Here is a 26,643-nt window from a genome sequence, read left to right as displayed (position 1 = left end):
CGGCCAGGCCGCTGCCGCTCCGCTGGGTGGTTGGCACCCGATTGGCGTCCTTGCGTTGGCGCGCTCCATATGTACCAAACCAGGGTGTCATCACGCACTGCGAATGTCGGGTATGCAACCCGCTCGGTCCAATATCGACGTTAACCCGAACGGGGTGTCGGGCCCGACACCCCGGTGCCCGGACCACCTCGAGGCGGCCCGGGCACCGGGTGTTGCGGGGGTGACTTACGGCCGGTGCTGCCGTCCGCCGTGCGAGACCTTCACGGCCTGCACCCGGTCATTGCGGACGTTGTGGTGGTTGAACACCAGCAACTCCGCGCCCGCGGTGCCGGTGCGGTTGACCACCAGCGCCGTGCCGGGCCGCGCCAGGTAGCTCAGCGCGGGATCGCCGCCGCCCTGCACCCACAGCTCGGGGGCCAGCACATCGAAGGTCATCGGCGTGCCGATGTGGTCGATGAGCTTGTCCTTGTCGCCGGGGGCAACGTAGTAGCCCGCGACGCCCGCGGTGTAGGTGATCTTCGCGCTGTCCTTGGTCGCGTCGATGCCCAGCTTGGCCAGCGAGACCGGCAGGGCGGCCACATTGGTGTCGAAGGTGTTGGTGTCCACCTCGCCGAACTGGCCGTTGATCGGCTGGAGGTCCACCGACTTGAACCCTCCGGTCGGCAGCGGCTGGCGGAGATCCACGGTGTTGGCCACCAGCACGTCGGTGCCGGTCAGCCTGGTCGCGTAGGTCTCGAAGTCCGGCTTGCCGTCGCCCGTGGTGTCGATGTCCACGAACGGCACCGTGTTCTTGCCAAGGTTGTACCAGTCGCCCCAGGTGGAGATGCCGAAGGCGACCACCGACTCCTCGGGCTTGCCCTGCTGTTTGGCCAGCGGGGCCGTGGAGGCCGCGCCGACGTAACGCAGGTCGCCGCCCTTGGCGGTGTCGTTGACCGAGCAGTCGTCCTTGCGGTTGTCCCGGCACTCTTCCTGCTGCGGGCTGCTGCCCTGCAACTGGAAGACGCTGACCAGCGAGCGGTAGGCCTCCCGGCCGGTGCCCTGGTCGACGCCGCGGCCGGACAGGTTCAGCACCGTCTGGTCGCCGCCGAAGAACCGTGCCCGGTCGGCAGCGGCGATGTCCGCGACCGGCTTGGGCGCGGCGTAGCCGGGTATACGCAGCGGGATCGTCGCGCCCTTGGTGGGCGTGAGCACGATCCAGCCGGAGGAGTCGGCGAGGAACTGCCGGGCCACGCCAAGCTGGTCGGCCTGCATGGTCGGGTCGAGGGTCTTGCGCAGCGCCTTCGGGTCAATGATCTTCAGCGTGACCTTGAACTTCGCGGTGCCGCGCGGGCTGAGCTTGACCTTGTCGGTGCTCGCCTCCCAGGTCACACCCGGGATCTTGGTGGCTTCGATGCCGCTGATCTTGTACTCGGCGGCCTTGGTGCCCTTGTTCACCACCTTGATCGTCTTGCTGAGCGTGGTCGGGCCGCTGACCTCGACGACGCCGAAGCTCGCGCTCACGGCCCCGGGGTTGTCCTCGACCATGGCCAGCACCTGGTTGTCCAGCGCGGCCTTGGCGTCGATGCGACCCGCGCCGACCCGGTTCGGGCCGTAGGCGGTGCCGTTGGGGCCGGTGCGGATGTCGGCGCCCGCGGTGTTCATGACCGCGGCCTTGACCTCCTCCGGCGACCAGTCCGGGTGCGCCTGGCGGACCAGCGCGGCGATGCCCGAGGTGTGCGGGGCAGCCATCGAGGTGCCGCTGATCACCAGCGTCTTGTTCCCGCTGCCGGACAGGGCCGAGGCCATGGTGTCACCGGGGGCGGCGATGTCCGGCTTGGCGGCCGGGCCTCGCGAAGAGCGGGAGGTGAACGTGGACGGCGTGTCGGTCAGTTCCTGCACGTAGGTCTTGACCGAGGCACGCAGCGGGCCCGCCAGCCGCACCTGCAGGGTGCCCGCGTCCAGCGCGGGGCGCAGTGCCTTGCTGGCGCTGCCGGTGAACTGGAACACCGGTAGACCCGCGTTGCCCGCGATACCGGCGTTGAAGTTCTCCAGTGCCGAAGAGAACACCGCGCCGACCGCGCCCGCGGCCTGGGCGTTGTTGGACCTGCCCGCGGAGCCGCAGCGGCGGGTGGCGTCGTTGTCGTCCCACTCCAGCCAGGCGATCTTGCCCTTCACCACGGCCTTGTCGGCCTCGGAGAAGGCCACGCAGCCGTCCTTGTTGGCGGCGTCGGTCAACTTCACCACCGGGCCGGTCAGGTTGAGCGTGCCGAAGCCGGTGTAGTCCTGGCTGTACTGGCCCGGCTTGGTGCCTGCCACGTCGCCGGGGGCGGTGACCTCCGCGCCGTCACGCAGCACGAAGGAGTCGCGTGAGCTGGCCACCGTCAGCGCCTCGGGCGTGTTGCCCGGGGAGCCGCCGACGTCGTAGAGGTCGCCGCCGTTGCCCGCGGAGATCACCGGCAGCACACCGTGCTGGGTGAGCTTGCGGACGAACAGCGAGTCGGGGTCGTCCGGGGCGCCGTAGTCGGAGCCGAGCGACAGGTTCACCACGTCGAGGCGGTCGGAGTAGTCACCGTCGCCGTCGGGGTCCAGTGCCCAGTCCAGCGCGAGGTGCGTCAGGTCGGTGGAACCCTTGCAGCCAAACACCTTGATCGAGTACAGCACGGCCTTCGGCGCGGTGCCGGGGCCGATGCGCATCGCGTTGAGCGCCTCGCCGGTGAGCTTGGTGTAGTCGCCGGTGAAGGTGCTGCCGTCGGCGTTGACGCCGAAACCGGCGGCGGTGCCCGCCACGTGCGAGCCGTGGGTGCCGCAGGAGATCGGGTTCTGGTCCGGCTTGGGCGTCATCGCCGCCTCGCCGGAGCGGCCGCTGGCGTCGTAGTCGTCGCCTGCCAGGTCGATGCCGCCGACGACCTTCTCGGTCGGGAAGTAGCTCGGGTCGACCTTGGTGCGGTCAATGGCCTTGTAGGCGTCCTCGGTGCCGGGACCGCCGAAGGTGGCGTGGGTGTAGTCCACACCGTCGTCGATGATGCCCATCCGGATGCCGTCGCCCAGCTTGCCGGTCTGCTGCCAGGACGCCAGCGCCCTGGTGAGCTGGTCGGCGTTGGAGTTGGTGCGCTCCTTGGGGATCACCGGCCGGATGGACTTGACCTCGGGGTTCGAGGCCAATTCGCGGATCTTCGCGGCGTCGGCATTGACCGTCAGCGCGGGGACGGCGTTGGCTGTCCTGGACACCACCTGGGTGCTGCCGTCCTTGGCCTTGAGCTCGCCCGCGACCTCGTCGGCGGTCTGCCTGGCCTCCTGCTTGGCCCGGTTGGCCGCCTGCTTGGCCGCCTCGTTGCCCTTGCCCGCGTTCTTGGCCTCGGCGTAGGCGTCGGCGGCGGGCTTCTCGGCAAGCTCGATGAAGGCGGTGATCTTGCCTTCGGCGGCCGCGATGCGCGGCTCCACCTTCGGCTGGAGGTTCGCCGGGTCCAGCTTGGACTTCGACGGCGGCACCGATGGCGCCGGTCTGTCTCCCTGGGCACCCGCCGGGCTGAGACCGGTCAGACCGGTCACCAGGATCGCGGCGAGCACCGCGGTGGCCGACCGGGCGGCGAACCGCCCAGTCGAGCCCTGCACACGGGATCGACTCACTTTCGGACCTAACCCGAGATCGTCTCCGACCCTGCCATGCGCCCTTTTAACCGCCGCGACGTCGTGATTACCGTGATCGCGGCGGTCAGCCTGTGGTGTGTCCCCTGGCGTGGTGCCATGCCCTCGCGGCACCTGGTCCGATCTCGCAGAGCGGAATCTAACCCGCGAAAACGGACGTCCGATTACTCCATTGGAGTGACGATGTTCAGGTCGTCATGCGCTCGGAGCAACCTTGTTACGTTTTTGCGCAGGTGCGCGATATTCACCGAATTCCGGGGGTCAGCTGAAGTCGACGGCGCTCACCAGTCGAGCGCCGACGGAGGCGCCGATGGCCTCCAGCACGCCGCCCTCGACCTGGCGACCGACCCGCAGCAGCATGATCGCGTCGGTGCCGTCGGTGGTCTGGCTGATCTGCGCGGCCTCCACGTTGACCCCGGCCTCGCCAAGCAGCGTGCCGACGGTGCCCATCACGCCGGGACGGTCCGGGTACTCCAGGATCAGGATGTTGCCCTCGGCGCGCAGGTCGAAGTGCCTGCCGTTGATCTCCACCAGCTTCTCCACCTGGCTCGGACCGGTGAGCGAGCCGGACACCGACAGCGCGGTGCCGTCGGGCAGCACGGCCTTGACCGTGACCAGGCTGCGGAAGTGCGGGCTCTGCGGCTCGGTCTCCAGCGCGACGTCCACCCCGCGCTCGGTGGCGATGCGGCGGACGTTGACGAAGGTGACCTGGCCGTTGACCACGCCCGCGAAAATCCCGCGCAGCGCGGCAAGCGGCAGTGCCGAGGTGTCCTCGGTGGACAGTTCGCCGCGGACGGTGACCTTGACGCTCTGCGGCGCCTTGCCCGCCAGCGTGGAGACCACGGTGCCCAGCTTCTGGGCCAGCGGCAGGTACGGGCGGACCTCCTCGCCGACACCGCCGCCTTCGACGTTGACCGCGTCCGGCACGAAGTCACCGGCCAGCGCGAGCAGCACCGAACGCGCCACATCGGTGCCCGCCCGGTCCTGAGCCTCCTTTGTGGACGCCCCGAGGTGCGGGGTGACGACCACGTTGGGCAGTCCGAACAGCGGGCTCTCGGTGCACGGCTCCTTGGCGAAGACGTCCACACCGGCACCGCCGAGCCGTCCACTCTGGAGGGCGTCGGCCAGCGCCTGCTCGTCCACCAGCCCACCGCGGGCGGCGTTGATGACGATCAGCCCCGGCTTGGCCTTGGCCAGCTGGTCGGCGCCGATGAGACCGGCGGTCTCCGGGGTCTTGGGCAGGTGGATGGAGATCGCGTCGGAGCGCTCCAGCAGCTCCTCCAAGCTGACCAGTTCGATACCGAGCTGACCGGCGCGGGCGGGCGAGACGTAGGGGTCGTAGGCCAGCAGCTTGGTGCCGAAGGCCGCGACGCGCTGGGCGAACAACTGGCCGATCTTGCCGAGCCCCACCACGCCGACGGTCTTGCCGTTGAGCTCGACGCCGGAGTAGGAGCTGCGCTTCCACTCGCCGTTCTGGAGGCTGGCGTTGGCGGCGGGCACCCGGCGGGCCACCGCGAGCAGCAGCGCGACGGCGTGCTCGGCGGCGGAGACGATGTTGGAGGTCGGCGCGTTCACCACGAGCACGCCGCGCTCGGTGGCGGGCGGGACCTCGACGTTGTCCAGACCGACCCCGGCGCGGGCGACCACCTTGAGCTGCTTGGCCGCCTCCAGCACCTCGGCGTCCACCTTGGTCGCGGAGCGGACCAGCAGCGCGTCCGCGTCGGAGACCGCGGCGAGGAGTGCGGGCCGGTCCGTGCCGTCGACGTTGCGGATCTCCACGGAGTTCCCGAGGACGTCGAGCACGGAGGGGGCAAGCTTCTCGGCGATGAGGACGACGGGACGAGAAGTCTGGGTCACGGGGCATGCTCCGGTTAAGTGAGTGTGAACGCGTGGGCACAACTCTGGGCCCGGACCAACCGCAGTCTAGCGAGCACCGCCGCAGGTGGTTCCGGTAGCGCTTCAGCTCACAGTGTCCGGATTGCGTTGTGAAGTGCCCTTCACGTCCGAGCGCCATTCGGGCTAGTTGGAGCACCCAGTACGGTGATCGTTGTCGAATCGATCGTGAGTGCAGGGATGCCTTGTGACACAACCACCGCAGCAGGGGGACTCGGCTGATCGTGGACACGAGCCGAACCCCTTAGGACACGAGCCGAGCGGGGGCCACCACGTGCCCAGCGGCCCGTACAACGTGCCCAGTGGGCCGCACCAGGTTCCGAGCGGTCCCTACAACGTGCCCAGTGGGCCCTACAACGTTCCGAGCGGACCGCACCAGGTTCCGAGCGGGCCTTACAACGTGCCCAGTGGGCCGTACAACGTGCCGAGCGGCCCCTATGACGTGCCCAGCGGTCCGTACCCGGTCGCAGGTGAGCCGAGCGGCGCCTACCCGGCGCAGGGCCAGTACTACGGATCGTTCCGCCCCATGGGCGAGCAGGCAGGCCCGGCGACGCGGGCGCGGCCGGTCGGGCTGACCGTGGTGAGCGTGCTCGGCGCGGTGCTGTGCCTGGCGATGCTGGCCATCGGCTTCTTCGCGTTGATCAGCGAGGCCGGTCCGAACGGGACCGCGCTGGGCGTGGTGCTCTCGGTGCTGGTCATCGGGTACTCGGTGCTGCTGGCGCTGGGCGTGCGCAAACTCAACCACAAGCACTTCCCCAGCCCGGTGGCCATGCAGATCGCGGTGCTCGCCGGTCTGGTGATCATCGGTTTGGCGCTGGCGCGCACGCTGGGCGGGGACCGGCCAAACTCGGCGACGATCGTCACCTGGGTGCTCACGCTGGGCTCGATGATCGCGATCCTGGTGCTGATCTCGCTGCCCGCCGCCAAGCAGTGGATCGCGGCCAGGCACGCGGAGTCGCGTGCGCAGGGACACCAGCCGGGGTGAGCTGGCTGGTCGAGCGGACCCGGGACGTCCCGCACCCCGGCGGCACGCTGCTGACGCACCTCAAGCGCACCGCGCGGGCGCTGCGGGAGTGGGGTGCCCGCGACGAACTCGCGCTGGCCGGGATGTGCCACGCCGCCTACGGCACCGACGGTTTCGGGCTGAGCCTGCTGGAGCTGGACGAGCGTCCGGTGCTGGTGGAGCTGATCGGCGCGGAGGCCGAGGCGATCGTGTACCGGTACGGAAGCTGCGACCGGTCGTTCAGCTATCCGACCGACTTCGCGCAGCTCAGGGACCGGTTCACCGGCGAGGTCAGCGAGCTCGAGGACGCACAGCGGCGGGATCTGGTGGAGCTCACCTTCGCCAACGAGCTTGACGTGCTCGCGCACAGCCCGGAGCTTCGGGCCGAGCACGGGGATTCGCTGCGGCGGCTGTTGGAGCGCTGGCGACCGCTGGCGAGCGAGGGCGCGGGGCGCGCCCTGTCGGAGCTGGCCTGAACCCGACCGTGTCCGCCGCCGGGTCCAGGCACTCCGGCTGGGGCATCAGGTCTGGTCGAGTACGCCGTTCTGTGGTTCCGGCTCGTCGTCCCAGGGTTCGTCGAACTCGCCGTCCTTGGCGCCTTCGATGAAGGCGTCCCATTCAGCAGGGGTGAAGACCAGAATGGGACCGTCGGGCTGAGCCGAGTTGCGCATACCGATGTATTCGTCGCCCTTCTCGTTCTTCACGAAGGCGATCTCTACGTGCTCGGTTTCCGGATCGTCGTCCTCCGCATCGCTGCTGCGCAGCCAATTCGCGTCGGAGAAGTCCAGCGTTTCCCTGATACCCGCCTTGTCGTCGTAAACGGGCACGCTTTCCTGGCTCATATGCTCACGCTACTACTGAATGATCTTGATCGGGTAGCGGCGGACGGCCACCGACAGCGTTTCGCTATCTGCGTACACAAATAGTTGCGACGTGCATCAACGACACTCCAGGCGTTGCCGGGCACGCGGTCGCGCCATGGCGGGACCGCGTGCCCGGCGTGCCGGGCGTCAGGCCGTTTCGTCGAGGGGGCGGTCCACCCAGGACATCAGGGAGCGGAGCTTGGCACCGGTCTCCTCGATGGGGTGGGTCTCGCCCTCCCGCTGGAGCTTGCCGAAGTTCGGGCGGCCCGCCTCGTCCTCGGCGACCCACTCGCGGGCGAAAGTGCCGTCCTGGATCTCGGCCAGGATCTTGCGCATCTCCTCCTTGACCGCGGGCGTGATCACGCGCGGGCCGCGGGTGACATCGCCGTACTCGGCGGTGTCGGAGACGGAGTACCGCATGCGCGCGATGCCGCCCTCGTACATGAGGTCGACGATCAGCTTGAGCTCGTGCAGGCACTCGAAGTAGGCGACCTCGGGGGCGTAGCCCGCCTCGGTGAGCACCTCGAAACCGGTCTGCACCAGCGCGGAGGCACCACCGCAGAGCACGGCCTGCTCACCGAACAGGTCGGTCTCGGTCTCCTCCTTGAACGTGGTCTTGATGACGCCCGCGCGGGCGCCGCCGATGCCCGCGGCGTAGGACAGCGCGAGCGCGGTGGCGTTTCCGGAGGCGTCCTGCTCGACCGCGATCAGGCAGGGCACGCCCTTGCCGTCGACGAACTGGCGGCGCACCAGGTGGCCGGGGCCCTTGGGCGCGACCATGGCGACGTCCACATCGGACGGTGCGCTGATGAGGCCGTAGCGGATGTTGAAGCCGTGACCGAAGAACAGCGCGTCACCGGGCTTGAGGTTCGGCGCGATGTCATTGGCGTAGATCGCGCGCTGCTTGGTGTCCGGCGCCAGGATCATGATCAGGTCCGCCTCGGCCGCCGCCTCGGCGGGCGTGACGACGCGCAGGCCCTGCTCCTCGGCCTTGGGCCGGGACTTGGAGCCTTCCGGCAGGCCGACGCGGACGTCCACGCCGGAGTCGCGCAGGCTCAGCGCGTGTGCGTGGCCCTGGCTGCCGTAGCCGATCACGGCGACCTTGCGTCCCTGGATGATGCCCAGGTCGGCGTCGTCCTCGTAGAAGATCTCGGTGGTCACTGTCGACCCTTCTCCTTAGTAACTAGCGAACCGTGGCAGCCGTGATGGAGCGGGCACCCCGTCCGATGGCGACCATTCCCGACTGAACCATTTCCCTGATGCCATAGGGCTCCAGCATGCGCAGCAGCGCCTCTAGCTTGTCCGTGTTGCCGGTGGCCTCGATGGTCAGCGCCTCCGGGGAGACATCGACGACCTTGGCCCGGAACAGCTGCACAGTTTCCAGCACCTGCGTGCGCACGGTGGCATCGGCACGCACCTTGACCAGCAGAAGCTCCCGCTGCACCGAGACGGGCTGCTCAAGCTCGACGATCTTGATGACGTTGATCAGCTTGTTGAGCTGCTTGGTGACCTGCTCGAGCGGAAGCTCGTCGACGGAGACCACGATGGTCATCCGGGAGATCTCCGGGTGCTCGGTCGGACCGACGGCGAGGGACTCGATGTTGAAGCCGCGCCGGGAGAAGAGTCCCGCGACACGGGCGAGCACGCCGGGCTTGTTCTCGACCAGCACGCTGAGGGTGTGTCTGCTCATTCGGCGTCCTCTTCGAACAGCGGCCGAATCCCACGCGCCGCCATGATCTGGTCGTTGCCGGTGCCCGCGGCGACCATCGGCCACACCTGGGCGTCCTTGCCGACCACGAAGTCGATCACGACCGGGCGGTCGTTGATCTCCAGGGCCTGCTGGATCACCTTGTCCACCTCGTCCTTGGTCTCCGCCCGCAGGCCCGCGCAGCCCATGGCCTCGCCGAGCAGCACGAAGTCGGGGATGCGGTGCTTGTGGGTGCCGAGGTCGGTGTTGGAGTAGCGCTCCTCGTAGAACAGCGTCTGCCACTGCCGGACCATGCCCAGGTTGCCGTTGTTGATCACCGCGACCTTGATCGGGATGTTCTCGATCGCGCAGGTGGCGAGTTCCTGGTTGGTCATCTGGAAGCAGCCGTCGCCGTCGATGGCCCACACCTGCTTGTCGGGCGTGCCGAGCTTGGCGCCCATCGCGGCGGGCACCGCGAAACCCATGGTGCCCAGGCCACCGGAGTTGATCCAGGTGCGCGGGTTCTCGTAGCCGACGAACTGCGCGGCCCACATCTGGTGCTGGCCGACGCCCGCGGTGTAGACGGCGTCGGAGCCGACCAGCTTGCCGATGCGCTCGATCACGTACTGCGGGGACAGCGAGCCGTCCGCGGGCCAGTCGTAGCCCAGCGGGAAGGTCTCCCGCCAGCCCTCGCACTGCGCCCACCACGCGGTCAGGTCCGGCTTGCCGTGCTCGGCGTACTCGGTGCGCAGCACGTCGATGAGCTCGCCGATGACCTCGTTGCAGTCGCCCACGATCGGCACGTCGGCCCTGCGGTTCTTGGAGATCTCCGCGGGGTCGATGTCGGCATGCACCACGGCGGCATCCGGAGCGAACGAGGAGAGCTGGCCGGTGACCCGGTCGTCGAAGCGAGCGCCGAGGTTGATCAGCAGGTCGGAGCGCTGCATGGCGGCCACCGCGGCGACGGTGCCGTGCATGCCGGGCATGCCCAGGTGCTGCGGGTGCGAGTCGGGGAACGCGCCGCGCGCCATCAGCGTGGTGACCACCGGGATGCCGGTGAGCTCGGCCAGTTCACGCAGCCGCGCGGAAGCCTGCGCCTTGATCACGCCGCCGCCGACGTAGAGCACCGGGCGGGACGCGCCCGCGATCAGCCGGGCCGCCTCCCTGACCTGCTTGCCGTGTGGGCGGGTGGTCGGCCGGTAACCGGGCAGCCGGGTCTCCGGCGGCCAGGAGAAGGTGGTCATCGCCTGCAGGATGTCCTTGGGCAGGTCGACGAGCACCGGTCCTGGGCGGCCGGTGGAGGCGATGTGGAATGCCTCGGCGATGGTGCTCGGGATCTCGGCGGCGTCGGTGACCAGGAAGTTGTGCTTGGTGATCGGCATGGTGATGCCGCAGATGTCGGCTTCCTGGAAGGCGTCGGTGCCGATCGAGGGCCGCGGCACCTGGCCGGTGATCGCCACCATCGGCACCGAGTCCATATGCGCGTCCGCGATCGGGGTGACCAGGTTCGTGGCGCCGGGGCCGGAGGTCGCCATGCACACGCCGACCTTGCCGGTGGCCTGCGCGTAGCCCTGTGCGGCATGGCCCGCGCCCTGCTCGTGCCGGACCAGGACGTGCCGCACCTTCACCGAGTCGAGCAGCGGATCATAGGCGGGAAGGATCGCGCCGCCCGGAATGCCGAATACGACCTCGCAGCCCACGGCCTCAAGAGAGCGGACGAGCGACTGGGCGCCGGTCACGCGTACCGGCGCAGCGGTCTGCTGGGCAGGCTTGGGAGGGCCGGGCTTGGGTCGGGCGGCCGCCCGACCCGGCGGAGGTTTGGGTATCGGTGCCTCGCGGGAGGTAGCGCTGGTCATCGTCCTAGCCTCGTGGGGTCGATGTTGGTGTGATCCAGGCAACAAAAAACCCCCGTCGACCAAGATGGTCGTACGAGGGCTGGCGCGTCGACGCGTGCAGAAACTCCTAGGCGTCGACGCGCCAGGGAATTACTACAAGAAGAGCGTTCATGTGCAGCATGGTGCGAAGGTAGAGCTTTCGCGGCCGATGCGTCAACTCTGCGGGACGTGCGTCTCACATGATGGACCGCGATCTGGGTCACCGCAGGCAGAACGCGTTCCGGGTGACGATTCGGCGTCCGCCGACCCGTGTGAAGTTGCGGATAACCGCTAATGCGACCCGCGCTCGGCTCCCGCGATTCGGGCGGAGGCGAGTCGAGTCCGGACTCGGCAGACCCCGATGTTGCTCCCCCGACATTATTTCGGAGAGGTAACGACGGCTCGGGCTGGTGTTATCCACATATCGGGTGCGTGCAGCCGGGTGTATCCCGTCCGGCCTGGGCAAACCTGGCATAGTCTCGACTTTGACCTGGTGCAGTCACGTTGGGGAGGTTGGACCGCGGTGCCGCACGATTTCACTCCATCGGTGCCCAGCGGCGACCCCATCCCGGTCCCGGACACGATCACGCTGTGGGGCCTGTTCGTCGAGGCGCACGCGCACCTGGACGGGATCATGCAGGAGGAACTCCAGCGCGACGCCGGGCTCGCCCATCCCTGGTTCGAGGTCCTGCTGCGCCTGGGCCGCACCCCCGGCTGGTCGCTGCCCACCACGCAACTGGCCGCGGAGGTCTCCTTCAGCGCGGGCGGCTTCACCCGGCTCGTGGACCGCATGGTGCGCGCGAAGCTGGTCGAGCGCTTCTCCAACCCCGCCGACCGCCGCATCGTCAACGTCCGGATGACCGAGGACGGCTACCACGCCTTGCGCAAGGCCCTGGACGTGCACATCCCCGGCGTCCACCGCCTCTTCACCGACCACCTGGACGACGCCGAACGCGCCGTCATGGACAAAGTCCTCCGCCGCCTCCGCGACGTCGACCCCGCCTGACCCCCGGAGGAATTAGTGTCCTAATGCCCGAACCACGCCGGCGTTCCTCCGGGCATTAGGACACTAATTCCAGAGGGGGAGCCGGGTGCGGGGCCTGCGTACGGGCGGGAGACGATGGGGGTGTGAGTGAAGCGCGTCCCGTGGTGTTCCGGATTCCCTTGGTCAGCCTGTTGGCGGTGTTCTTCGTCGCGGTGTGTGCGACGCCGATGGCGGTGGCCTCGCCGTGGTTCCTGCTGGTGTACCTGATTCCGCTGGTGCTAGCTGTGTGGGTGCTGCGGATTCGGACCAGCGTGGACGCCGAGGCGATCACCGTGCGCGGGCTGCTGGGCAGCAGGCGGCTGCCCTGGGAGCAGATCAAATCGCTGCGGCTGCCGACCAAGGGCGAGGTGCGGGCGGTGCTGGTCGACGACAGCGAGATCACGCTGTCGGCGGTGCGGCCGCGGCACCTGCCGCTGCTCGCCGCCCGCAGTGGCGGACGTCTCAGCGACCCCACCGCCGAGGCCACGGAGCAACGCGACGCAACGGACGCGGAGTAGCCTGAAGGGCACCGCGACGGAAATCAACGCGCCCACCAGGCGTGTCGCCAGCTCCACCGCCCGGGCCATCGCGCGCCCGGCCCGCACTCCAGGAGGGGCTCGATGCCCCAGTTGAGGTCCCGCACCACCACCCACGGCCGAAACGCAGCAGGCGCCCGCGCCCTGTGGCGGGCCACCGGCATGACCGACTCGGACTTCGGCAAGCCCATCGTGGCCATCGCCAACTCCTACACCCAGTTCGTGCCGGGCCACGTACACCTCCGCGACCTCGGCCAGCTGGTCGCCGGTGAGGTCAGCGAGGCGGGCGGCGTCGCACGCGAGTTCCACACCATCGCCGTGGACGACGGCATCGCGATGGGGCACGGCGGCATGCTGTACTCGCTGCCCTCCCGCGAGCTGATCGCCGATTCGGTGGAGTACATGGTCAACGCCCACCAGGCCGACGCGCTGGTGTGCATCTCCAACTGCGACAAGATCACGCCGGGCATGCTGATGGCCGCGCTGCGGCTGAACCTGCCGACGGTGTTCGTCTCCGGCGGGCCGATGGAGGCGGGCAAGGCGGTCGTCGTGGACGGCGTCGCGCAGGCCCCCACCGACCTGATCACCGCGATCTCCGCATCCGCCAGCCAGGACGTCGACGAGGCCGGGCTGCTGGCCGTCGAGCAGTCGGCCTGCCCGACCTGCGGCTCCTGTTCCGGCATGTTCACCGCGAACTCGATGAACTGCCTCACCGAGGCGCTCGGCCTTTCGCTGCCGGGCAACGGTTCGACGCTGGCCACCCACGCCGCCCGCAAGGACCTGTTCCTGCGCGCCGGGTCGATCGTGGTGGAGCTGTGCAGGCGCTGGTACGGCGAGGACGACGACTCGGTGCTGCCGCGCAACATCGCCACCCACAAGGCGTTCGAGAACGCGATGGCGCTGGACGTGGCGATGGGCGGCTCGACCAACACCGTGCTGCACATCCTGGCCGCCGCGATCGAGGCCGAGGTGGACTTCGGGCTCGCCGAGATCGACGCCATCAGCCGCAAGGTGGCCTGCCTGTCCAAGGTCAGCCCGAACTCCGACTACCACATGGAGGACGTGCACCGGGCCGGTGGCATCCCCGCGATCCTCGGTGAGCTCGACCGGGCGGGGCTGCTCAACCGCGACGTGCACTCGATCCACAGCTCCACGCTGTCGCAGTGGCTCCTCGACTGGGACATCCGCAGTGGTAAGGCCACCGCGGAGGCCATCGAGCTGTTCCACGCGGCACCCGGTGGGGTGCGCACCACCGAGGCGTTCTCCACCAGCAACCGCTGGTCCTCTTTGGACACCGACGCCGCGGGCGGCTGCATCCGCGACCTCGAGCACGCCTACACCGCCGACGGCGGGCTGGCCGTGCTGCACGGCAACCTCGCCGAGGAAGGCGCCGTGATCAAGACCGCGGGCGTCGACGAGGACCTGTGGCGCTTCCAGGGTCCGGCGCGGGTGGTGGAGAGCCAGGAGGAGGCCGTCTCGGTCATCCTGTCCAAGCAGATCCAACCCGGTGAGGTGCTGGTCGTCCGCTACGAGGGTCCGGCGGGCGGGCCGGGCATGCAGGAGATGCTGCACCCCACGGCGTTCCTCAAGGGCTCCGGCCTCGGCAAGAAGTGCGCGTTGATCACCGACGGGCGGTTCTCCGGCGGCTCATCGGGACTGTCCATCGGGCACATCTCGCCCGAGGCGGCCTCCGGCGGGCTCATCGGCCTGGTGCAGGACGGCGACGAGATCCTCATCGACGTGCGGGAGCGCAAGCTGGAACTGCTGGTGCCCGCCGAGGTGATCGCCGAGCGGCGCGCCAAGATGGACGCCAGCGAGCGGCCATGGCACCCGGTGAACAGGCAGCGCCCGGTCACCGCCGCCCTGCGGGCCTACGCCCGCCTGGCGACCTCGGCTTCGACCGGCGCGGTGCGCGACTACAACCGCTGACGGGCGGGGCGCCGTCCCGGCAGCGGGACGGCGCCCGGTTCAGCCCGGGATCTGGGTGGAGCGGAAGACGAACAAGGTCACCGCGGCGGCGCCGATGGCGATCACCAGGCAGATGATGCCGGTGGCGAACGGGTGGCGGTACCAGGCGCGGCCGTTGTCCAGTGAAACGCGGCCGGGGCCGGTGAACAGCAGGCCGCCCGCGAGGCCCGCGAGCACGGTGTCGTACTCGAAGCCCGCGCCGGTCCCGATGAAGAAGCCGTGGCCCCACTTCAGCAGCAGGGCGTTGACCATGACGCCGACCAGGCCCGCCGCGGCCAGCGGGGTGAACAGGCCGAGCACCAGCAGCGCGCCGCCGCCGAGTTCGGTCGCGCCGGTGACCAGCGAGAGGATTCGGGTCTCGCGGTAGCCCTGGCTCGCCAGGAAGGTCGCGAAGCCATCGGGGCCTGGGCCGCCGAAGATGCCGAACAGTTTCTGCGCGCCGTGGGCGATGAAGATGCCGCCGAGCACCAGCCGCAGGATCAGCAGACCGAAGTCGGCGCTGGCGGTCCAACTCGTCCGCCTGCGCTCCTCGGCGAGTTCGTAGTCGTCGGGTTCGACGAGCATCGTGCGGCCGACCGGCTCGGACTCGCTGAAGCCGGTCGAGTCGAACGGCGAGTCGTCCCGCGCGGAACCCCGCCCGGCGGGACCCTCGCTGGCGAAGAAGGAATCGTCGGAGTAGCTACCCCCGCCGCGCGGGCGGTCATCGCGAGTGCTCACGGGGTGGCAGGGTAGGTGATCCTGGGCTGTGAAGCGACTCGACTGGCGGAATCGAGACTAGTAGTCGCCGCTGACGGTGTTGGGCGGAACGCGTCCTTTCACAAATGCGTCAATCTGTGCGACGGCGACCCGGTAGGCCCGCTCCCGCGCGTCGTTGACGGCGCCGCCGATGTGCGGGGTCAGCAACAGGCCCGGCGCGGTCCACAGTGGATGGTCCGACGGCAGCGGCTCCGGTTCGGTGACGTCCAGCGCGGCCCGCAGCCGTCCGGAACGCAGTTCGGCGAGCAACGCGTCGCCGTGCACAACCTGGCCGCGGGCCGCGTTGACCAGCACCGCACCGTCCGGCATCGCGGCGAGGAACTCGGCGTCGGCCAGGTGCCGGGTCTGCGAGGTCGCAGGCACCACGAGCACGACCGCATCGTGCCGGGGCAGCAGCGCGGGCAGTTCGCCGATGCCGTGCACCCCGTCCCGGGCGGTGCGGGCCACCAGCGTGGTGTGCGCGTCGCAGGCGGCGAGCCTGCGCCGGATCTGCTCGGCGACATCGCCCGCGCCGACCACCAGCACGCGCTTGTCCTGGAGGGTGTCGGTCTGCCGGAACGCCCACTGCCGCTGCTGCTGGGCGGCGGCGAAGTCGGGCAGTTCGCGGTAGACGCTGAGCAGCGCGCCGAGCACCCACTCCGCGGTGCTGCCGCTGTGCGCGCCGCGGGCGTTGACCAGCCGCACGCCGTCGGGCAGCCCGCCGATCCAATCCTCGGCACCCGCGGTCAGCAACGCGACCATGCCCAGTTTGGGCAGTTCCAACACGGGGCCGTAATCGGTGGGCTTGGTCTTGAACTCGGCGACCAGCACCTGGGCGTCCTCGGCCGCCGGGGCGAGCGGCTGACCCGGACGGTGCACCAGGGCGCGCACAGCCGGTAGCGGGGAAAGCATTTCCGCCGCGGTTTCATCAGGAACCAACACCACGACATCACTCACAAGGCCGCACGTTACCTCCGCGTTCCGTGGTTGCGGCAGACTCCGCTGCATGCACGAGCATGACGTGGTCTCCGCCGACGGCACGAAAGTCCGGATGTGGCAGGGAGATCCGGGTGGCCCGCCCGTGCTGTTGTGCGCCGGGATCGGCGCCGTGCCCGAGCTCTGGCCCACCCTGACCGCCAAGGCCGGGGTGCTCGGCTGGTACAGCAGGGGCACCTTCGGCAGTGACCGCCCGGCGGATGCGTCCCGGATCCGGCTCGCCGACCACGTCGCCGACGCGGTGGCCGTGCTGGACGAGGCGGGCGTGCGCAGGTGCGTGGTGATCGGCTGGTCGATGGGTGTGTCGGTGGCCACCGAGTTGGCCAGGCTGCACCCGGAGCGGGTATCGGGGCTGCTGCTGATCGCGGGTGTGCCGGGCGATCCGTTCGAGGTGCTGTTCGGCGGGCCGAACCCGCTGCCGCTGCCCACGCCGCTGCGGCGGCTGGTCGGACTCGGCGGCACCGCGACGCTGCGGCTGGCCGGGCCGCTGCTGGATGCCGTGCTGCACCGCCTGCCGGTCACCGACCTGACCACGCTGGCGCTGCGGCACAGCGGCCTACTGCTGCCCGGCGCCTCGCAGCGGGCGCTGACCGACGCGCTGCGAAGGTTCCTGCGGCAGGACTGGAGCTGGTACTTCACCCTGGCACTGGCGCTCGGCGCCACCCCTCGGCAGGACGTGTCCACGCTGACCTGCCCGATCACGGTGCTGGTCGGCGAATACGACCTGTTCTCCTGCCGCACCGGCACCGCGCAGGCGGTGGGCGCGCTGCCGCAGGCGCGCCTGCGGATGCTGCCGACCAGCCACTTCATCCCGCTGGAGGCACCGGAGGAGGCCGAGCGGGAGCTCGCGGTGCTGTTGCAACGGGTGCGGGCGGTAGAGCAGGCGTTGGCCGACGCCGACCCGCTGCCGGAGCCCCTCACCTCGCGTTCACGGGCGCGGACCTAGCCTTGGTCAGGTGGGAACCCTGCGACTGACCGCCTGCCTGGTGGCACTGTGCGCGCTGGTCGCGGGCTGTGCCGAGCTGCCGGACACCCATCCGGGCACCTGGCAGGAGCGGCCTCAGCTGGCCCCGCAGGGCGGACCAGGCCCGCGCCCCCCGGGCGGTCCTGGCGAACCCGCGCAGCCGCCGGAGAAGATCCCGCCGCCGCAGGGCTGCAAGGACTTCGACCCTCGGGTGATCGCGACCTGTCTCGCGGTGGTCTCCGCCATCGCCCCGCTGCCCGAGCCGGGCACCGCGCTGGCCGCCGAGCGGTACACCGGCCGGATCTTGCGGGTGGCGCCCAAACGCGAGCCCGTTGTCGTCGCGACCGTGCCGGTGGACGCGGCGGGCGGCGGGCTGACCGGTCTGGCGCTGTCTCCCAGCTTCGCCGAGGACGGCCTGCTCTACGCCTACCTCACCACCGCGACCGACAACCGCGTGGTGCGCATCGCGCAGGGCGACGCGCCCAAGCCGGTGCTCACCGGCATCCCGCGCGGCGCGACCGGCAACCGCGGTTCGCTCGCGGTGGACAGCACGGGTGCGCTGCTGGTCGCCACCGGCAACGGCGGCAACGCCGCGGCGCCCGCCGACCCGAACTCCGCCGCGGGCAAGCTGCTGCGCATCGACACCTTCGGCAATCCCGCCAAGAACAACCCCAACGCCGACTCGCGGGTGGTCGCCGCCGGGCTGCACTCCCCCGGCGGGGTGTGCATCACCCCGGAGAACGGCGGGATCTGGATCACCGACACCGGCTCCGACCGCGACCTGCTCTACCGCGTCCAACTGGGCAAACCACTGGGCAACCCGGTGTGGAACTGGCCGGACCGTCCCGGTGTCGGCGGCTGCGCGGCCTTCCTCGACATGGTGATGGTCGCGTCCGCCGAGGGTTCGGCGATCCTCAACGTGCCGCTCGGTCAGGACGGCCAGTCGGTCAACGGGGTGCCGTCGATGACGGAGCAGAAGACCTGGGGCCGCATCGGCGCGGCCGCGCGGATGGCCAACAACGCCCTGTTCGTCGGCACGGTGAACAAGGCGGGCGGCACGCCGGTCTCCAGCGATGACCGGGTGGCGATCATCGGCCGTCAGAACAACGGCCAGTCCAAGGACTGACGGTCAGTCCAACCACATTGCCACGGCCAGTCCCCGGGCGGCGGCCTCTGCGTAGAAGTCCCGCAGCAGGGTGAAGTACCGGACCACGTAGCCGCGCGGTTGGGCCAGTTTGAGCAAGCAGCCGCCTGCGGCGGCGTTCCTGCCGACGCCCGCGGCGACGGCCGCCTCGAAATCGGTCTCACCGAGGACGGTCGCGATCTCGGCGACCGCCGGGGCCTCCAGCGCCGTGACCGGCTGGATGAACAGCGTGAGCCACTCCCGGAAAGCCGAGTTGACCTCCGCGTCGCCCTCGATCGCCCGCCGCACCACTCGGCTCACCGCGGGCAGAGTCTGCTCACAGACGGTGACGAGCGGGCTTTCCGCCCAGTCCAGGTCCAGGTGGTCCGACACCGGGACGAGGCGGAAGGAACAGAGCTTGTCCAGCTCACCCGCCCACCGCCGACACCGGTGCAGCATCGGCGGTGGGAGGCGGGCAAGCTGTCGAGTGATCGCCACGGGCCGAAGTCTTTCAGCCCTGTACGACCGGGTGAACTCAGTATTGGCGGGCCTTGGCCTGGTGCGCGGGCGCCAGCTTGCCCGCCGCCTTGGCCGGGAAGGTGATCTTCTCGGGGTCGCCGTCGGAGGTGTAGCGGTCGATGGCGCCGTTGGCGAGTTGGTCGAGCCAGTGCGCCGAGCCGAACTGGGCTTCCTGACCGGCGTTGGCCTGGGAGCGGATGCGGGCGATGCGGCTGGGGTCGAAGTTCGTGGCGAAGCACGAGGGGGCCGGGTTGGACCCGACCAGGAACACCCCCTGGTGGCGGTACTCCACGCCCTCGGCCGAACCGTGCACGGCGAGGTCGGCCTGCCGCGGCGCGATGCCGAACGGCAGCGCCAGGGTGGTCACCTCGGTGCCGGGCGCGGCCTGCTGGATGAGGCGTTGGATCTTGACCAGTTCAAGCTGCGCCTGCTCGGGAGCGGCGTTGCGCAGGTTGGCGTGCCCCCAGGTGTGGTTGCCGACCTCGAAACCGTTCTTCAGCAGCCACTGGAGGTGCTTGGTCCCGCCCGGCTCCTCGAAGGGGTCGGCGTTGACGAAGAACGTGCCGGTCGGGCGGAAGCCCGGGTGCTTCTTGGCGACGTCGAGCAGGATGCCCACCGCGGACTGCGCGGCGGGCTGACCATTCGGGTCCAGGCTGAACTGGCTCTTCGCCGAGTCGTCGAAGGTCAGCACGACCGGGTGTTTGCCCGCGGGAACGTCCATCCGGCCGGTGGCGAAGTCCCTGGCCGTTACCGGAACGTAACCCTCGGCGGCCAGCCGTTCCAATTCGATACGAAAGTCACCCGGTGTGCGGTCGTAGACGCTGGCGACTTGGTCGACTATTCGGTGGTACATGAGTACCGGAACGGCACCCAGCTCATTGGCGCCATAGCTCGCGGGGTCGGCGGCGGGCGAGGTCGACGGTGGGGTCGGGGATGCGGACCCGGCGGCTCCACCGCCCGCGGGCGGTTCGGGCTCCGAGCCGCAGGACATCACGGCGGAGAGCACCAGGGCGAGTGAAACGACGAGGACACGGCGAGGTCTCATAGCAGCTTCGGGCATTCCCGGAAGGTAGGAGAAAAACGGCCCATTGGAGGTAAGCACGCCGCAAGCCGGTTAGACAACATCCGATCCGGCGATAAGTCTTGCAAGCGCTTCCCAACGAAACGGCAGGTAAACATGGAACCGGCTGCCAGTGAAGAGCGAAACAAGCGGCGATCGATACTCCTTCCGATACTGCTCGCCGGACTCGTGGTCGCGGCGATCCTGGCGATCCCGCTCGTCTCCTCGTTGTTGAAACCGAATCTGCACGTCACGGGTATCGACGACAATGCGACGTTGAATGCAAACCAACTACGGAATGCGGCACTGACAATCAAACCGGGTGATACGGGCGCACTCGACCGGGTGGAAACAAGCATTAATGGCAACCGTGCGGAGTCGCGCCGGGAGCGAGACGCGGTGGTGGTGCCGCTGACCAAACTCACCGACGGCAGTCACGAATTGTCCATCAAGCTCCCCAGCACCTTCTCCTTCCTCGGCATGAACGAGGTGACCCGGAAGATCGAGGTGGACACCAAGGCGCCCGAACTGAACGTGCCGGAGAAGCTGGTGCTCGCGAAGACCAAGGACCGGGCGACCATCGAGGGCACCGTCACCGACGCCACCAAGCTCACGCTCAACGGCAAGGACCTCCCGGTCAAGGACGGCAAGTTCTCGAAGCAGCTGGACAGCGGAGCCGTCTCGGCGGACCTGGTGGCCCAGGACGAGGCGGGCAACACGACCCGCAAGGACGTGCCCGTGGTGTGGCGGCATCCCGGAATGCGGGGCGTGCACATGTCCGGCTCCGCCTGGGCCTCCGGCGCGCTGCGCGAGCCGGTGATGCAGTTGATCCGCGAGAAGCGCATCGACACCGTGGAGCTTGACCTCAAGGACGAGAGCGGGGTCATCCCCTACGACTCGCAGGTCCCGCTGGCCCGCGAGATCGGCGCGGTCAAGCCGAGCTACGACGCCCGCGCCGTGGTCAAGCAGCTTCGCGACCTCAACGTGCGGGTGGTGGGGCGGCTGGTGGCCTTCCGCGACCCCATCCTCGGCGGCGCGGCCTGGCGCGCGGGCAAGCAGGACCAGCTTGTGCAGGACACGGGCGGACGGCCGTGGTCGGGCGGGTACGGGCAGTTCGCGTTCACCAACTTCGCCCATCCCGAGGTGCGCAAGTACAACATCGACATCGCGAAGGAAGCCGCCGAACTCGGCTTCGACGATGTGCTCTACGACTACATCCGGCGGCCGGACGGCAGTCTGGACCGGATGCGCATCCCGGGCCTGCAGGGCACTCCGGAGGACGCCATCGTCAGCTTCCTGGCCGACAGCCGCAAGATCCTGCGGCCGCTGGGCATCTACCAGGGTGCGTCGGTGTTCGGGATAGCGATCACCCGGCCCAAGGAGATCGCGCAGGACATCCCGCGGATGGCCGAGCACGCCGACTACATCGCGCCGATGACCTACCCCTCGCACTGGGGGCCTGGCGAGTACGGCGTGGCGAATCCGAACGCGCAGCCCTACGAGATCACCCACCACTCGCTGGCGGACTTCCACAAGGCGCTGAAGGACACCGACAGTCAGACGTTCCCCTGGCTGCAGGACTTCTCGCTCGGCCACAACTACGGCCCCAACGAGGTGCGGGCCCAGATCAAGGCGGCCAACGACGTCGGTATCCGCTCGTTCCTGCTGTGGAACGCGAGCTGCAAGTACCACGGCGAGGCGCTTGATCCGTTCTGAGGCGGTTCCCGCCGATTCCTGGGACGCTGTTCGGCCCCGCCCGCATCCGCCGGGCGGGGCCGAACTCGTTTCCAGGCGGTCTTCGCGCCCATAGTCGGATGGCGGCCATCTCGCGGCAACCGCGTCACGTCGAGCGACAGTGCCGCCGAGCCGCGCTCCTGCGGTACTAGGGCGGCCCGCGTGCCAAAACCGGCTGAAGTCCGGTGGAAAAGATCGGTCGTTGTTGCGCCGACCTGGGAATCCCTACCGTTCAACCTAGGGGGTGGGGCCTCGATTGCGGTGCAGGCACGCCGATTGCTCGGCGGCGACTCCACAGGCAGGCTGCGCTGGAAGCGCACCCCTCGGGTGAGTGGTCAACTCGACGGCGCAACCCGCCTCTACCGGGGTCCAACCTGATCGAACCGGAGGCGGACTCCTCGACTGAGCGGCGGGGCCGTACGGCTCGTGAGTGTTCCGTCCGGCAGAAGGCGACTCCGCACTCACAAGCCTAAGCAGGCCTCATGGGAGAGCGGGCTCGTACTCGTTGACGAGCAGCGGTCCCAGCGCTGCCGCCACGGCCGGTCTCGGCGGCAGGCGGTCCGGGGAATCGAGGCGCCGTCGGCGTCCACATCGGACGCGGGATGGGCTCCAGTTCGCCTGTGACAGCCTTGGCGAGAGAAATGGTGCTCGGTTATCCCCCAGGGCCATTCGCCTGTCTGTCGGCCCTTCAGGCCGCCATTGGCCCCAATAAGTGATCTCCGGTTGTGGGCTGCCCGTTCCGGCCAACAGGCAGAGCACAACCGGAGATCAGTCACTTCAGCAAGATGGGATTGGGGCTGCTGTCAGCCGGCGCCGCCCTGGCCACCACAGAAGACGTTGTTGTTCTCGGCCTGGAGCACCTCGACGTCGACGAGGTCGTTCTCCTGGCTCACGTCACAGTTTCCGCCGCCGAAGTAGTACTGGAGGCTGGCGCCGTGCGGGTGGTGGCCGTGGCCGTTGTGCTCGGAGTTGACCACCTGGGTGGTGTGATCCTCGGGGCCCATGTCCGTGTTGCCGTCATCGCCGCAGGCGTTCGCGATCGGACCTGCGATGAGCAGTCCAGCGGCGGTGGCAGCGGCGGCCAGGATGACCTTGCGGACGATCTTGCCAGAAAACATTCCATCTCCCTTAGGACCGATTAATCGGGGTTGCACCAAGATTTTTACTCCTGCTCGGGGCTGACCACCCGGTTCTATGGCGTGAGAGCTTGTCCCCTTTTCGATGACTACGCTCCGTAGGAAATCGGCGATATTGCCCAGTCAAGGCTTAATCAAACGGCACGAACGGGGGAGAAACGCGCCGGGTTGTTGATCTCGCAAAAACTTGCCACTCGAAAGGATCATTGCGGATCGCGAAATGATCTTGCTCATGATCCCTGGCGCTCACTTGTGCGTCCGTCCTCTGTGGATCGCTGCGGGCTCGGGCCGATAGAAATCTCCGGCTGTGCCCGCCCCCTTCCGGCCCAGGGGGCGGTGCGCAGCCGGAGATCAGCGGTCAACGAGGTGCACGCCGACCTGTGAAGCGATCAGCCTCCGAGGAGCTCCTCTAGCACTTCAGCAAGGCCACCGTCGTCATCGTCGTCGTGATCGTCATCGTCGTCGTCATCGTCGTCGTCATCATCGTCATCGTCGTCATCGTCGTCGTCATCGCAGAACGGGAAGTCGTGGTCGCCGATCTCGCAGTCGTCGTGGTCCAGCGTCTTGCCCGTGTACGTGGCGGTGTCCACCGACTCGGTGTCCGCGGTGGCGCCGGTGGCCGCTGCCAGCAGGCAGGCACCTGCGGCTGCGGTCGCGACTACAAGCGTGCGCAAAGGCTTGTTGGTAAACATGTCATCTCCCTTGACCGATTAATCGGTTGCGACATGGTAATTCCCCGAGGCGCATATCCACACGCTTTCCCATCGGATGACGTGGCCCCACTTCCGAGGATTACCTTCCGTACCGAGTCGCCAGGATTTCGAATGTTTTCCGTCCGAAACGGCACGATCCGGCGAGTACTGCGAGGTAACCCGAATACATAAGGGAATTCACGAGCAATAAAAGACCCTCGCCCCATCCGCTCAGGAGGTGGGGCGAGGGTCATGGCGAGCGCGGGGGCATCGCGCTCGTGGATCTTTACTGTTCCCGGTTCTGCAGAACAGTGATGTTGCCCTCGCTGTGATCATTCGCGACGACGTTGTCGTTGTAGTGCGAGTCGTTGTTGTCCACGACGATGATGTTGCCGCCGCCACCGTGATTGAGGACTCCGGTGTCGTTGTGGCTGGCATCATCGTTGTTGACGACAACGATGTTGTCCTCACTGTGGACGTTCGCGACGCCAGTGTCGTTGGCGTGCGTGTCCTCGTTGTTCACGATGGTGAGGTTGTCCTCGCCGCCGTAGTTGGCCACCTCGGTGTCGTTGTAGGCCGAGTCCTCGTTCATCACCGTGGTGACGTTCTCTTCGCTGTGCACGTTGGTGACTTCGGTGTCGTTGGCGTAGGAGTCCTCGTTGTACACGCCGGTGACGTTCTCTTCGCTGTTGAAGCTGTGCACCGCCGTGTTGTTGTGCGAGGAGTCCTCATTGAGGACTTCTGTCTCGTTTTCCTCGCTGTAGGCACTCGTCACCCACGTATCATTGCCGTGGGAGTCGTCGTTCACCACCATCGTTGCGTTCTCTTCACTCTCGTAGTTTTCCACGAAAGTGTTGTTGTCATATGCATCGTGGTTCGCGACATGGGTGGAATTCATGTGCGAGTCGTCGTTCTGGATAACGGTGATGTTGCCGTCCGAATGGCCGTTCATCACCACGTTCTCGTTGCCGTCACTGTCTGCGAAAGCGGTACCCAGAGCGAACGGAAGCACAAGGACGCCCGCACTCAGAGCCACTCCAAGACGAGCGGCGTGTCTAAGGAAAGACACAGCATTTTCCCTTCTTAGCTCTCATTCATGCCCTTATTTCGCAGTGGACCCTCCCGTTGAACATCCACCGTGATTCAGAGGTTATCCAGCGAGGGGCCACCTTATGGGTATACAAGTGGTTCCACGGGGCGATAACACCTGGATAACGGCAGCCCGCCCCGGTACACGGCGCTTTTTGGACGTGTAATGGAATGATCAGCACAGCACAGCGTGATCGACGCGGGCCGAAGAGAACTACCTTTGGGATGGCGCGGTGGATTCAAACCACACATTCGGTGATCGCGCACTGGCCAACAGTGGAGCGGCCGGATCACGGTACCGCCCCGCAACCGCCGCGTACGACGCGACACGGCCGCTACGACGCCGTGAGCGCGCTATCGGGTGATCACACCGACAGCGCGCTCACGGCGGTCGTGCGCGGGTCCTACTTGCAGCGCTCCAGGACAAGCTCGCGGACGCGCTTGGCGTCGGCCTGGCCCTTGGTGGCCTTCATGACGGCACCGACCACGGCGCCCGCCGCGGCGACCTTGCCGTCGCGGATCTTCTGTGCGATGTCCGGCTGCGCGGCCAGCGCCTCGTCCACCGCGGTGAGCAGCGCCGAATCGTCGGAGACGACCTTGAGGCCGCGGGCCTCCACCACGGCGTCCGGCTCGCCCTCCCCCGCCAGCACGCCGTCCACGACCTGCCTGGCCAGCTTGTTGGTCAGCTCGCCGGACCCCACCAATCCGATCACCCGCGCGACCTGCTTGGGCGTGATCGGAAGCTCGGCGAGTTCGACCCCCCGGGTGTTGGCCTGCTGGGTCAGGTACGACACCCACCAGCCGCGGGCCTCGTCCGGGGAGGCGCCCGCGTCCACGGTCGCGGTGATCAGCTCCAGCGCCCCGGTGTTGATCAGATCGCGAAGCTCGGCGTCGGAGAGGTTCCAGTCCTGCTGGATGCGCTTGCGCCGCTGCCATGGCAGCTCCGGCAGGGTGCCGCGCAGGCTGTCCACCCAGTCCCGCGCCGGCGCGATGGGCACCAGATCCGGCTCGGGGAAGTACCGGTAGTCCTCGGAGGTCTCCTTGCGGCGGCCCGCCGCGGTGGTGCCGGAGGACTCGTCGAAGTGCCGGGTCTCCTGCAGGATGCTGCCGCCGCCGACCAGGATGGCCGCCTGACGGCACATCTCGTGCCGGACCGCGCGCTCCACGCTGCGCAGCGAGTTGACGTTCTTGGTCTCGGTGCGGGTGCCGAACACCTCGGTGCCCTTGGGCATCAGCGAGAGGTTGGCGTCGCAGCGCATCGAGCCCTGGTCCATCCGCACATCTGAGACATCCAGTGCCCTGAGCAGATCACGCAGCGCCGACACGTAGGCCTTGGCGATCTCCGGGGCCCGCTCGCCCGCCCCCGTGATCGGCTTGGTGACGATCTCGATCAGCGGGACGCCCGCGCGGTTGTAGTCCAGCAGCGAGAACTCCGCGCCGTGGATGCGGCCGGTGGCGCCACCGACGTGCAGCGACTTGCCGGTGTCCTCCTCCATATGGGCCCGCTCGATGCCGACCTGGAAGATCTCGCCGTTCTCCAGCTCCAGGTCGAGGTAGCCGTTGAAGGCGATCGGCTCGTCGTACTGGGAGGTCTGGAAGTTCTTGGGCATGTCCGGGTAGAAGTAGTTCTTCCTGGCGAACCGGCACCACTGCGCGATCTCGCAGTTCAGCGCGAGGCCGATCCGGATGGCCGACTCCACCGCCTTGCCGTTGACCACCGGCAGCGAACCGGGCATGCCGAGGCAGGTCGGGCAGACCTGGGTGTTGGGCTCGGCGCCGAACGCGGTCGGGCAGCCGCAGAACATCTTGGTGTTGGTGTGCAGCTCGACGTGGACCTCCAGGCCCATGACCGGGTCGAACCGGTCCAGGACCTCGGCGTAGTCCATCAGGTCGGCGGTGATGGTCACTTAACAGCGCCCTTCCTGAAGTTGCGATACGCCAGCAGCAAGGCGGTGACCGCGGAGGCGATGCTGGTGATGGCGTTGGCCAGCGCCAGCTTGTCCTTGTCATTGCGGGCGACGCGCAGCCCGGAGATGGCGCTGGTGATACCGGCAACCGCACCGGCGAGTGCGAACGCGCCCTTGGCTTTCCTCATCGTGATCATGTTCTGCTCCTTCGCGATT

General features: G+C 68.4%; 23 protein-coding genes. 8 read left to right on the top strand and 15 right to left on the bottom strand.

What is annotated here, in order from left to right:
* Positions 1–225 precede the first annotated feature (225 nt).
* A complete protein-coding gene (locus tag ACU6XJ_RS17320) occupies positions 226–3,606 on the bottom strand; it encodes a S8 family serine peptidase (protein WP_476312407.1) in 3,381 nt (1,126 codons plus the stop codon).
* A 279-nt stretch (positions 3,607–3,885) separates the two neighbouring features.
* Positions 3,886–5,481 (bottom strand): phosphoglycerate dehydrogenase, encoded by a 1,596-nt coding sequence (gene serA, locus ACU6XJ_RS17315; RefSeq protein WP_476312404.1) that lies wholly within the window; start codon positions 5,479–5,481, stop codon positions 3,886–3,888.
* A 436-nt stretch (positions 5,482–5,917) separates the two neighbouring features.
* On the opposite strand from serA, the gene ACU6XJ_RS17310 reads away from it, so the two are divergent.
* Positions 5,918–6,502: a hypothetical protein gene (locus tag ACU6XJ_RS17310; protein ID WP_476312401.1), complete on the top strand. Its 585-nt coding sequence runs from the start codon at positions 5,918–5,920 to the stop codon at positions 6,500–6,502.
* Complete coding sequence (locus tag ACU6XJ_RS17305; protein ID WP_476312398.1) at positions 6,499–6,996, top strand: DUF6817 domain-containing protein; 498 nt, start codon at positions 6,499–6,501, stop codon at positions 6,994–6,996. Before ACU6XJ_RS17310 ends, ACU6XJ_RS17305 begins: the two co-directional genes overlap by 4 nt.
* A gap of 45 nt (positions 6,997–7,041) precedes the next feature.
* Here the strand turns inward: ACU6XJ_RS17305 and ACU6XJ_RS17300 are convergent, their stop codons facing one another.
* The 4 genes from ACU6XJ_RS17300 to ACU6XJ_RS17285 form a co-directional block, all read right to left on the bottom strand.
* Positions 7,042–7,362: a DUF397 domain-containing protein gene (locus tag ACU6XJ_RS17300; RefSeq protein WP_476312395.1), complete on the bottom strand. Its 321-nt coding sequence runs from the start codon at positions 7,360–7,362 to the stop codon at positions 7,042–7,044.
* Between the two features lie 168 nt (positions 7,363–7,530).
* A complete protein-coding gene (gene ilvC / locus ACU6XJ_RS17295; RefSeq protein ID WP_476312393.1) occupies positions 7,531–8,544 on the bottom strand; it encodes a ketol-acid reductoisomerase in 1,014 nt (337 codons plus the stop codon).
* Between the two features lie 22 nt (positions 8,545–8,566).
* Positions 8,567–9,073 (bottom strand): acetolactate synthase small subunit, encoded by a 507-nt coding sequence (gene ilvN, locus ACU6XJ_RS17290; protein ID WP_476312390.1) that lies wholly within the window; start codon positions 9,071–9,073, stop codon positions 8,567–8,569.
* Entirely contained in the window at positions 9,070–10,926 is a 1,857-nt protein-coding gene (locus ACU6XJ_RS17285; RefSeq protein ID WP_476312387.1) for an acetolactate synthase large subunit, read from the bottom strand. Before ACU6XJ_RS17285 ends, ilvN begins: the two co-directional genes overlap by 4 nt.
* A gap of 541 nt (positions 10,927–11,467) precedes the next feature.
* On the opposite strand from ACU6XJ_RS17285, the gene ACU6XJ_RS17280 reads away from it, so the two are divergent.
* The 3 genes from ACU6XJ_RS17280 to ilvD all read left to right on the top strand — a co-directional run bounded on the left by ACU6XJ_RS17280 (position 11,468) and on the right by ilvD (position 14,433).
* The gene (locus tag ACU6XJ_RS17280) at positions 11,468–11,950 is read left to right on the top strand and encodes a MarR family winged helix-turn-helix transcriptional regulator (RefSeq protein ID WP_476312384.1); all 483 of its coding nucleotides are present in this window, start codon (positions 11,468–11,470) and stop codon (positions 11,948–11,950) included.
* A 122-nt stretch (positions 11,951–12,072) separates the two neighbouring features.
* Positions 12,073–12,486 carry a PH domain-containing protein gene (locus ACU6XJ_RS17275; RefSeq protein WP_476312381.1) on the top strand — a complete coding sequence of 138 codons (414 nt, stop codon included), beginning with the start codon at positions 12,073–12,075 and terminating at the stop codon, positions 12,484–12,486.
* A gap of 102 nt (positions 12,487–12,588) precedes the next feature.
* The gene (gene ilvD, locus ACU6XJ_RS17270) at positions 12,589–14,433 is read left to right on the top strand and encodes a dihydroxy-acid dehydratase (protein WP_476312379.1); all 1,845 of its coding nucleotides are present in this window, start codon (positions 12,589–12,591) and stop codon (positions 14,431–14,433) included.
* Positions 14,434–14,472: 39 nt separating this feature from the next.
* Here the strand turns inward: ilvD and ACU6XJ_RS17265 are convergent, their stop codons facing one another.
* Complete coding sequence (locus ACU6XJ_RS17265; protein ID WP_476312376.1) at positions 14,473–15,189, bottom strand: DoxX family protein; 717 nt, start codon at positions 15,187–15,189, stop codon at positions 14,473–14,475.
* 57 nt (positions 15,190–15,246) lie between these two features.
* Positions 15,247–16,215 carry an NAD(P)-dependent oxidoreductase gene (locus tag ACU6XJ_RS17260; RefSeq protein ID WP_476312373.1) on the bottom strand — a complete coding sequence of 323 codons (969 nt, stop codon included), beginning with the start codon at positions 16,213–16,215 and terminating at the stop codon, positions 15,247–15,249.
* Here ACU6XJ_RS17260 and ACU6XJ_RS17255 point away from each other — a divergent pair.
* Both ACU6XJ_RS17255 and ACU6XJ_RS17250 read left to right on the top strand, forming a co-directional pair.
* On the top strand, positions 16,214–17,149 hold the full coding sequence (locus tag ACU6XJ_RS17255) for an alpha/beta fold hydrolase (protein WP_476312370.1): 936 nt from the start codon (positions 16,214–16,216) through the stop codon (positions 17,147–17,149). The two genes, ACU6XJ_RS17260 and ACU6XJ_RS17255, sit on opposite strands and share 2 nt — an antisense overlap.
* A gap of 10 nt (positions 17,150–17,159) precedes the next feature.
* Complete coding sequence (locus ACU6XJ_RS17250) at positions 17,160–18,293, top strand: PQQ-dependent sugar dehydrogenase (RefSeq protein ID WP_476312367.1); 1,134 nt, start codon at positions 17,160–17,162, stop codon at positions 18,291–18,293.
* Positions 18,294–18,296: 3 nt separating this feature from the next.
* On the opposite strand, the gene ACU6XJ_RS17245 is transcribed toward ACU6XJ_RS17250, so the two are convergent.
* Together ACU6XJ_RS17245 and ACU6XJ_RS17240 are read right to left on the bottom strand one after the other, a co-directional pair.
* Positions 18,297–18,788: a hypothetical protein gene (locus ACU6XJ_RS17245; RefSeq protein ID WP_476312366.1), complete on the bottom strand. Its 492-nt coding sequence runs from the start codon at positions 18,786–18,788 to the stop codon at positions 18,297–18,299.
* 37 nt (positions 18,789–18,825) lie between these two features.
* A complete protein-coding gene (locus ACU6XJ_RS17240) occupies positions 18,826–19,854 on the bottom strand; it encodes a polysaccharide deacetylase family protein (protein ID WP_476312363.1) in 1,029 nt (342 codons plus the stop codon).
* A 360-nt stretch (positions 19,855–20,214) separates the two neighbouring features.
* Between ACU6XJ_RS17240 and ACU6XJ_RS17235 the strand changes: the two genes are divergently transcribed.
* A complete protein-coding gene (locus ACU6XJ_RS17235; RefSeq protein ID WP_476312360.1) occupies positions 20,215–21,585 on the top strand; it encodes a putative glycoside hydrolase in 1,371 nt (456 codons plus the stop codon).
* Between the two features lie 821 nt (positions 21,586–22,406).
* Here the strand turns inward: ACU6XJ_RS17235 and ACU6XJ_RS17230 are convergent.
* The 5 genes from ACU6XJ_RS17230 to ACU6XJ_RS17210 form a co-directional block, all read right to left on the bottom strand.
* Complete coding sequence (locus ACU6XJ_RS17230) at positions 22,407–22,721, bottom strand: hypothetical protein (protein WP_476312357.1); 315 nt, start codon at positions 22,719–22,721, stop codon at positions 22,407–22,409.
* A gap of 407 nt (positions 22,722–23,128) precedes the next feature.
* On the bottom strand, positions 23,129–23,413 hold the full coding sequence (locus ACU6XJ_RS17225) for a hypothetical protein (protein WP_476312354.1): 285 nt from the start codon (positions 23,411–23,413) through the stop codon (positions 23,129–23,131).
* Positions 23,414–23,717: 304 nt separating this feature from the next.
* Positions 23,718–24,443 (bottom strand): hypothetical protein, encoded by a 726-nt coding sequence (locus tag ACU6XJ_RS17220; protein ID WP_476312351.1) that lies wholly within the window; start codon positions 24,441–24,443, stop codon positions 23,718–23,720.
* 481 nt (positions 24,444–24,924) lie between these two features.
* Complete coding sequence (gene gatB, locus ACU6XJ_RS17215; RefSeq protein WP_476312349.1) at positions 24,925–26,427, bottom strand: Asp-tRNA(Asn)/Glu-tRNA(Gln) amidotransferase subunit GatB; 1,503 nt, start codon at positions 26,425–26,427, stop codon at positions 24,925–24,927.
* A complete protein-coding gene (locus tag ACU6XJ_RS17210; RefSeq protein WP_476312347.1) occupies positions 26,424–26,624 on the bottom strand; it encodes a hypothetical protein in 201 nt (66 codons plus the stop codon). The genes gatB and ACU6XJ_RS17210 overlap by 4 nt, the downstream gene beginning before the upstream one ends.
* Positions 26,625–26,643: the final 19 nt, after the last annotated feature.

Source organism: Actinorectispora metalli (assembly GCF_056323685.1).
The sequence above is the reverse complement of the archived record's forward strand: the minus strand, read 5'-3'. Positions and strand labels throughout refer to the sequence as shown.

Bases quoted from the DNA above. Each gene is read 5' to 3' on its own strand.
- ACU6XJ_RS17300 (WP_476312395.1), bottom strand. From the start codon at position 7,362: ATGAGCCAGGAAAGCGTGCCCGTTTACGACGACAAGGCGGGTATCAGG.
- ilvN (WP_476312390.1), bottom strand. From the start codon at position 9,073: ATGAGCAGACACACCCTCAGCGTGCTGGTCGAGAACAAGCCCGGCGTG.
- ACU6XJ_RS17285 (WP_476312387.1), bottom strand. From the start codon at position 10,926: ATGACCAGCGCTACCTCCCGCGAGGCACCGATACCCAAACCTCCGCCG.
- ilvD (WP_476312379.1), top strand. From the start codon at position 12,589: ATGCCCCAGTTGAGGTCCCGCACCACCACCCACGGCCGAAACGCAGCA.
- ACU6XJ_RS17255 (WP_476312370.1), top strand. From the start codon at position 16,214: ATGCACGAGCATGACGTGGTCTCCGCCGACGGCACGAAAGTCCGGATG.
- ACU6XJ_RS17260 (WP_476312373.1), bottom strand. From the start codon at position 16,215: ATGCAGCGGAGTCTGCCGCAACCACGGAACGCGGAGGTAACGTGCGGC.
- ACU6XJ_RS17240 (WP_476312363.1), bottom strand. From the start codon at position 19,854: ATGAGACCTCGCCGTGTCCTCGTCGTTTCACTCGCCCTGGTGCTCTCC.
- ACU6XJ_RS17230 (WP_476312357.1), bottom strand. From the start codon at position 22,721: ATGTTTTCTGGCAAGATCGTCCGCAAGGTCATCCTGGCCGCCGCTGCC.
- ACU6XJ_RS17210 (WP_476312347.1), bottom strand. From the start codon at position 26,624: ATGATCACGATGAGGAAAGCCAAGGGCGCGTTCGCACTCGCCGGTGCG.